Source organism: Micromonospora sp. NPDC004551 (genome assembly GCF_040609975.1).
Lineage (GTDB): Bacteria > Actinomycetota > Actinomycetes > Mycobacteriales > Micromonosporaceae > Micromonospora.
This window is the reverse complement of record NZ_JBEXLM010000039.1, coordinates 24,829-31,711: the sequence shown is the minus strand read 5'-3', so window position 1 is coordinate 31,711 and position 6,883 is coordinate 24,829. Positions and strand designations below refer to the sequence as shown.

Below are 6,883 nucleotides of genomic sequence, written 5' to 3'. Positions count from 1 at the left end.
CGCGGGGCTCGCAAACCCGGCTCACTCCTCGCGCTCACAGCGCCTTCGTGGTTCGCGACTGCGGGGCTCGCAAACCCGGCTCACTCCTCGCGCTCACAGCGCCTCCGTGGTTCGCGACTGCGGGGCTCGCAAACCCGGCTCACTCCTCGCGCTCACGCTGCTTCACCGAAGGCGAGGTCGCTGGCGAGCACGGCGGCGCCGGCGACGCCGGCGCGGGGACCCAGCTCGGAGAGGACCACCGGCAGGTTGCCGGTGGCCAGCGGCAGCGAGCGGCGGTAGACCACGCTGCGGATCTCGGCGAGCAGGATGTGGCCGAGCTGGGCGAGCCCGCCACCGATCACGATCATCGACGGGTTGGTGAAGCTGACCAGGCCGGCCAGCACGCTGCCGACCCGCCGGCCCCCGTCGCGGATGAGCTGGATGCAGGTGACGTCCCCCTCGACCGCCCCCTGCGCCACGTCCAGCGCGGTCACCGCGCCCCGGGCGGCGAGCCGCTCGGCGAGCGCGGGTGACACCTCGGCGCGGGCCGCGGCGGTGGCCGCCCGGGCCAGCGCGGCTCCGCTGAACACCGCCTCCAGGCAACCGAGGTTGCCGCAGGAGCACATCGGACCGTTCGGGTCGACCTGGATGTGGCCGATGTCGCCGGCGCACCCGTCGGTGCCCCGGTAGACCTCGCCGTTGAGGTAGATGCCGCAGCCGATGCCGGTGCCGATCTTGATGAACAGGAAGTCGTCCACCGAGTGCGCCACCCCGCCGTGCCGCTCGCCGATCGCCATGATGTTGACGTCGTTGTCGACCACCGCCGGGCAGCCGTGCTCGCGGGTGAGCAGCTCACGCACGGGGAAGCGGTCCCAGCCCGGCATGATCGGCGGCGAGACCGGCACCCCGTCCCGGAAGCTGACCGGGCCCGGCACGCCGATGCCGACCGCGTCGAGCCGCTCGTACGCGCCGTCCACCCGGGCCTTGTGCAGCAGCTCGTTGACCCGCTGGAGGGTCACCTTCGGGCCGGAGCGGATGTCGGCGGGCTCGGTGTAGGCGGCCACCTGCTCCAGCCGACCGTTCACCACTTCGACGTCTATCGAGCTGGCGCCCAGGTCGACCGCGGCGAAGCGCAGGTGCGGGCTCAGCTCGACGAGGGTGGAGCGGCGGCCGCCCCGGGAGGCGGCCAGCCCGGCCTCGGCCACGTAGCCGAGGTTGACCAGGCGCTCCAGCTCGGCGAGCAGGCGCGGGCGGGGCATCTCGAGGCGGTCGCCGAGCTCGGCCCGGGAGACGGCGCCCTCGTCCCGGAGCGTTCGCAGGAGCTGTACGTGCAGGGGGTCGACCGTCCGCACCGGGACTCACCTCCGCATCGGAGTCGTTCACATCGACGCGTCGGCGATGTGTCGTGTCCGACACAGTAGGAGTCTTCCGGGTCACATGTCCATAGCTTCGGCACATCTAGCGGAAACTTTTGTCCATCTGAGCAAAAGCACGGAGTCGATCATGAAAAGGGGCCGCCCCCACCGCGTCCGACGCGGCGGGGCGGCCCGGGTAGCCGTCGGTCAGCGCCGGCCTGCGGCGTTGCGCTTCTTCTTCAGCTTGCGGTCGTCGCGCAGCTCGACGTAGGGCTCCTCGTCGGCCGGGTGCCCGGCCTCGATGGCGCGGCTGCGCTCCAACTCGGCGTCGAACTCCGCGCCGAGCAGGATGGCGATGTTGCTGAGCCAGAGCCAGACCAGGAAGATGATCACGCCGGCCAGCGCGCCGTAGGTCTTGTTGTACGAGGCGAAGTTGCCGACGTAGAGGGCGAACAGGCCGGAGATGACCAGCCAGAGCACCACGGCCAGGATCCCGCCCGGGCTGACCCACCGGAAGCCGCCGTGCCGGGCGTTGGGCGAGGCCCAGTAGAGGATCGCGAACATCAGGCTGACCAGCACGAGCAGCACCGGCCACTTGACGATGTTCCACACGGTGACGGCGGTCGAGCCCAGGCCGATGGCGTTGCCCGCCTGCTCGGCGAGACCACCGGTGAAGACCACGATCACCGCGCTGATCAGCAGCATCACGCCGATCACGGCGGTCACCCCGAGCCGGATCGGCAGGGTCTTCCAGATCGGCCGCCCCTCCGGCACGTCGTAGATGCTGTTCGAGGCGCGCATGAAGGCGCCCACGTAGCCCGAGGCGGACCAGAACGCGGCCAGCAGACCGATGACCGCCGCGAGGCTGGCCAGCCCGCCGGACGCGCCGGCCTGGTCGATGGCGCTCTCGATGATCTTCTGGATGCTCTCCTCCGGCACCGCCTGGTCGACGGTGTCCTTGACCCCCTGGGTCGCCCGGTCGCCGAGCAGCCCGAGCACGGAGATCAGCACCAGCATGCCCGGAAAGATGGACAGCACCCCGTAGTAGGTGAGCGCGGCCGCCCAGTCGGTCAGGCTGTCGTCCTGGAACTCCCGGACCGTGCGCTTGAGCGTCGCCACCCAGCCCGTGCGGGGCAGGTCGGTGGGGCTGTCCGGCCCCTCGTCCGGGCCCACCGGCCCGGTGCGGTCGCGCCCGTGCCGGGCGGAAGACTCGTCGGCGGCCATCGCCCCTCCCTCGTCGTCTGTGTCGCCTCACGACATGCCCCGGGGGGAGGGCCGGTTAACCACCTACCGGTACAGCAACCTGCTCATTCGCCGGGAGGCGAGCGCGAGCATCCCGGCGGTCAGCGCCACGAGGTAGGCCACGTCGAGCAGCCAGGACCAGCCGGACGCGCCCACGCAGATGCCCCGGATCAGGTGCACCGACCGGTAGAGCGGGGTCACCTCGACCAGCCAGCGCAGCACCGCCGGGTAGGCCTCGGCCGGGACGAACGTGCCGGAGAAGAGGAAGAGCGTGAACTGGGCCGACCCCATGAGGTCGAAATCCTGCCAGCTGCGCATCAGCGTGGAGACGGTCATGCCGAGCGCGCCGAAGGCGAAGCCCACCAGCACCGCGGCCGGGAACGCGGCCAGGGCCCGGCCGGCGGTGGCCAGATCCATCGCCACCATGATGACCAGGAACGCGGCCGAGTAGAGGCTGCCGCGGACCATCGCCCAGCCCAGCTCGCCGAGGGCGATCTCGAACGGCTGCACCGGGGTCGCGATGACCCCGTCGTACAGCTTCATGTATTTCATCTTGCCGAAGAAGTTGAAGGTGGTCTCCGAGAGCGCCCCACTCATGGCCGACGAGGCGAGCATGGCCGGGGCCACGAACGCCGCGTAGGAGACCACCTGGCCGCCGGGCAGCGTCAGGTCGCCGACCAGCGCGCCCACCCCGACGCCGATCGAGAACAGGTAGAGCACCGGCTCCAGGAAGCCGGAGATCAGCACCAGCCAGTAGGCGCTGCGCAGGGCCGTGAAGTTCCGCTCGGCGACCGAGGCCGAGCGGCGGGCCCCCGCGGTGTTGACCAGCCGGGGCAGGACGAGAGCGACCACGACACCCTTCCCTAGACGACGAGCTGACGCTGGAACACGCGCCGGGCCAGCCACCAGCCGACGCCGGCCCAGACCGCGAGGTAGAGCAGGTGGCCCGTGACCGACCACTGCGGAGCGACGCCGAGCGTGGCGGCGCGGCACAGGTCCACCGCGTGCCAGAGCGGGGTCGCGTAGGCGAACTGGCGCAGCCCGCCCGGCAGCGACTCGACCGGGAAGAACACCCCGGCGAAGAGGGTCATCGGGATGATCGCGAAGCGGAACAGCAGCGCCAGGTAGCTGTCCCCCGGCACCGCGGCGGCGAACGCGAACGTCGGCGCGGCGGCCGCGAGGCCCAGCAGCAGGCTCACCAGCGGGACGGTCACCGCCCAGGGCGAACGCAGCGCGCCGAACAGCGCCGTCACCAGCACGAACGCCAGGGTGCTGGTGAGCACCCGGAACAGCACGAAGGCGAGGTGCCCGGCCAGGATGTCGCCGATCCGCAGCGGCGCCGCGACCTGCGCGTGGTAGGTGCGGATCCAGCGGAAGTTGCTGAGCACCGGCCAGGTCGACTCGGCGACGGCGACCTGGAAGGCGGTCGAGGCGATCAGGCCGGGCACCAGCCAGTCGAGGTAGGACACCCCGCCCACGCCCTGGTCGACGTAGGCGCCGACCCCGACGCCGAAGCCGAGCACGGTGAGCACCGGCAGCAGGAAGGACGAGAAGACGCCGGCCCGCCAGGTGCGCCGGTAGCCGACCAGGTGGTGGGAGAGCACCGCCAGGGCCGGCACCCGGGGCAGCGCCCGGCCGGACCGTTCCGCCACGGTCACGTGGACCACCCCCGTTCTCCGCCCACATCGGCCTTCCTACCCCTGGGGTACGACAGGCCGCCGGTCACCCTACGACGGGCGGCGGACGGTGTCGCCGCGGTTTCGGCGAGGCCGGATCGCTACGGCCGGCCGGCGACCCGCGTGACGAACGCGCGCCACGCCTCCGGACCGAAGGTCAGCACCGGACCGGCCGGGTCCTTGGAGTCGCGCACGGCGACCACGCCGGGCAGGTTCCCGGCCACCTCCACGCAGTTGCCGCCGCTGCCGTTGCTGCGGGTGCTCTTGCGCCACCGGGCGCCGGTCAGGTCCATGTCTCCGCCACTTCCGAGATCAACTCCAGGGACTGCTGGTGCGACAGTGCCTCGCCCCGGATCGCTTCCCACACCTCGACCATCTGCTGGACGAACTCGGCGCGGTCCACCACCTGGCCGTGGCGCTGGCCCTCCAGGTAGACCACGTCCTCCCGGCCGGTCGAGGTGGCGATCACGAAGGGGCCGTCGAGCCCAGCGTAGGCCCCGGCGGAGAGCGGCACGACCTGGATTCGGACCCGAGTCAGCGTGCGGCCGAGCTTGACCAGGTGCGCCAGTTGCTCGCGCATCACCTCCGGGCCGCCCACCCGGCGGCGCAGCAGGTGCTCGTCGACGACGGCGGTGAGCAGCGGTGGCCGGTCGCGGGTGAGGACGCTCTGCCGGTCGAGCCGCGCCGTCACCTGCTGATCGATCTCGTTGGGCGCGAACAGCCCGGCCCCGGCCAGCACGGCGCGGGCGTAGCCCTCGGTTTGCAGCAGGCCCGGCACGTAGAGCGGCTCGAACGACCGCAGCGCGGTGGCCTCCTGTTCGATGCCGGCCCAGTCGCGGAACCACGGCACCACCGTCTCCCGGCTGATCCGCCGCTGGATCCGCTCGAACCGCCCGTCCGTGCCGAACACCGTGTCGCACCGGCGGGCGAAGTCGAGGCCCGGCCGGCGCTCGCAGGTCTCCACCTTGGCCACCAGCGCCCCCGAGTAGCTCAGGGCCTCGGCCAGCGCGCTCTGTGACATGCCGCTGGTGGCCCGGGCGAGCCGCAACTCCTCGGCGAAGTGGTCCAGCATGGACGAACGGTCCACGGACAGCCTCCGTACATCCTCGTACCGCTCCGGGCCGGCCGCCGTACGCCCTCGTCGTCGGCACGCGGGATCTCCCACCGTAGTCGCCCGATCACCAGACTGTCACGCAGCGGGACCGCTCACGGGCAACGGACGGCGGGCGGAACCAGGCCGGGGGTGCCACGCGCACGACGAGGTGCGCGTGGCACCCCCATCCCACGACGGAGGCGAGGAGGAGCAGATGCCCCGCTACCGCCCGCACGTCGCGGCGCGACCGTCCTGGCGTTGCCGCGCCTGCGGGGCGCCGTGGCCGTGTTCACCGGCCCGGCTGGCGCTGCTCGGGGAGTATCGCGAGGACCGGATCGCGCTGCTCGTCTACCTCGGCACGCTCCTGGTCGAGGCGACGGCGGACCTCGGCGGCCGGTACGAGCGTGACGCGCCGCAGCGGCTGGCCGATCGCTTCGTCACCTGGGCGCGGGCGCGGTGACGACCCCCCTCGGCCCGCTGGCCTCGATGGCGGAACCGCGGGCCGGGTCAGCGGGCCGGGGTGGGGCGGACGGGGAGCAGGTCGCGTTCCGCGAAGACCTTCTTGGCGACGAGGGTGGCGTTGACCGCCCGCGGCACACCGCAGTAGACGACCGCCTGGAGCAGCGCCTCGACTATCTCGGAGGGCGTCAGGCCGGCGTTCAGCGCGCCGTTCACGTGCACCTCGAGCTGGGCGCCGGCGTCGCCGAGGGCGGTGAGGACGCCGAGGCACATCAGCTCCCGGTCGCGACGCGCCAGTTCGGGCCGGACGTAGAGGTCTCCGTAGGACCAGGCGACCGACCGGTAGCTGAGCTCGGGTGAGACGTCGGCGAGAGCCTCCAGGAGCTTCTGCCCGGCGCCGCTGTCGGCCTGCCGCAGCGCCTCCATACCTCGCTCGTACTGGTCGTCTCCGGTCATGGTCCTGCCCCACCTCTGAGCGGTCGTCCGATCGGCTGGGCCGCGGTTACCCACGGCCCAGCCGGACAAACGGCTCGCCCTCCGGCCGGTCAGGCGACCCGGCGGGCTCGCATCAGGGCGAGCACCGCGTAGGCCAGGAGCAGGGCGCCCGCGCCGGTTCCGACGACCAGCCCGGCCGACACCCCCGAGACGAGGTCGACGACCAGGCCGGCGAGGGCGACCAGCGTGACGGCGACGCCGAGCGGCACCAGCAGCCGGTCACGCAGCACCGGGGCCAGCGGCACGAAGTGGATGCCGACCACGGCGCAGACCAGCACCGGGAGGTAGCCGGTGAGCCCGGCGGCGGCCAGGATCAGCGCGCCGAGCAGGCCGACGCCCACCTCGGCGGCGACGACGAGCCCGTAGCGCCGGTCGGCGAGCCGGTCGCGCTCGCCTGCCGCCCGCCGCCCGGCCCGGGCCACGAGCACCGCGCCGACGGCCGCCGTGAGCAGCGCGACGACGCTGCCCACCACCAGCGCTGAGCGCAACGGCGGGTCGGCCTTCGGGACGCTGAACCAGACGGCGGCGAACACGCCGAGGTAGAGCGCCGTGAGCCCGGCCTGACGCCGCGGCAGACCCACCAT

At 72.6% G+C, this 6,883-nt stretch carries 9 protein-coding genes; 1 reads left to right on the top strand and 8 read right to left on the bottom strand.

The genetic code is table 11. The annotated features are described in order from the left end of the window. Positions 1 to 152: 152 nt before the first annotated feature. The 6 genes from ABZW14_RS30600 to ABZW14_RS30575 form a co-directional block, all read right to left on the bottom strand. The gene (locus tag ABZW14_RS30600; protein ID WP_355353415.1) at positions 153 to 1,331 is read right to left on the bottom strand and encodes an ROK family transcriptional regulator; all 1,179 of its coding nucleotides are present in this window, start codon (positions 1,329 to 1,331) and stop codon (positions 153 to 155) included. A 210-nt stretch (positions 1,332 to 1,541) separates the two neighbouring features. Next, entirely contained in the window at positions 1,542 to 2,558 is a 1,017-nt protein-coding gene (locus tag ABZW14_RS30595) for a YihY/virulence factor BrkB family protein (protein ID WP_355353412.1), read from the bottom strand. 63 nt (positions 2,559 to 2,621) lie between these two features. After that, entirely contained in the window at positions 2,622 to 3,428 is an 807-nt protein-coding gene (locus ABZW14_RS30590; protein WP_355353409.1) for an ABC transporter permease, read from the bottom strand. A gap of 11 nt (positions 3,429 to 3,439) precedes the next feature. Beyond that, positions 3,440 to 4,234, bottom strand: a complete 795-nt coding sequence (locus ABZW14_RS30585) for an ABC transporter permease (RefSeq protein ID WP_355353406.1) — start codon at positions 4,232 to 4,234, stop codon at positions 3,440 to 3,442. Positions 4,235 to 4,353: 119 nt separating this feature from the next. After that, positions 4,354 to 4,545 carry a DUF397 domain-containing protein gene (locus ABZW14_RS30580; protein WP_355353403.1) on the bottom strand — a complete coding sequence of 64 codons (192 nt, stop codon included), beginning with the start codon at positions 4,543 to 4,545 and terminating at the stop codon, positions 4,354 to 4,356. After that, a complete protein-coding gene (locus ABZW14_RS30575; protein WP_355353400.1) occupies positions 4,536 to 5,339 on the bottom strand; it encodes a helix-turn-helix transcriptional regulator in 804 nt (267 codons plus the stop codon). Before ABZW14_RS30575 ends, ABZW14_RS30580 begins: the two co-directional genes overlap by 10 nt. A 181-nt stretch (positions 5,340 to 5,520) precedes the next feature. Between ABZW14_RS30575 and ABZW14_RS30570 the strand changes: the two genes are divergently transcribed. Then, positions 5,521 to 5,805 (top strand): flavin reductase, encoded by a 285-nt coding sequence (locus tag ABZW14_RS30570; RefSeq protein WP_355353397.1) that lies wholly within the window; start codon positions 5,521 to 5,523, stop codon positions 5,803 to 5,805. Between the two features lie 47 nt (positions 5,806 to 5,852). Here the strand turns inward: ABZW14_RS30570 and ABZW14_RS30565 are convergent, their stop codons facing one another. Together ABZW14_RS30565 and ABZW14_RS30560 are read right to left on the bottom strand one after the other, a co-directional pair. Continuing rightward, complete coding sequence (locus ABZW14_RS30565) at positions 5,853 to 6,260, bottom strand: carboxymuconolactone decarboxylase family protein (protein ID WP_355353394.1); 408 nt, start codon at positions 6,258 to 6,260, stop codon at positions 5,853 to 5,855. Positions 6,261 to 6,349: 89 nt separating this feature from the next. Next, a complete protein-coding gene (locus tag ABZW14_RS30560) occupies positions 6,350 to 6,883 on the bottom strand; it encodes a hypothetical protein (RefSeq protein WP_355353391.1) in 534 nt (177 codons plus the stop codon).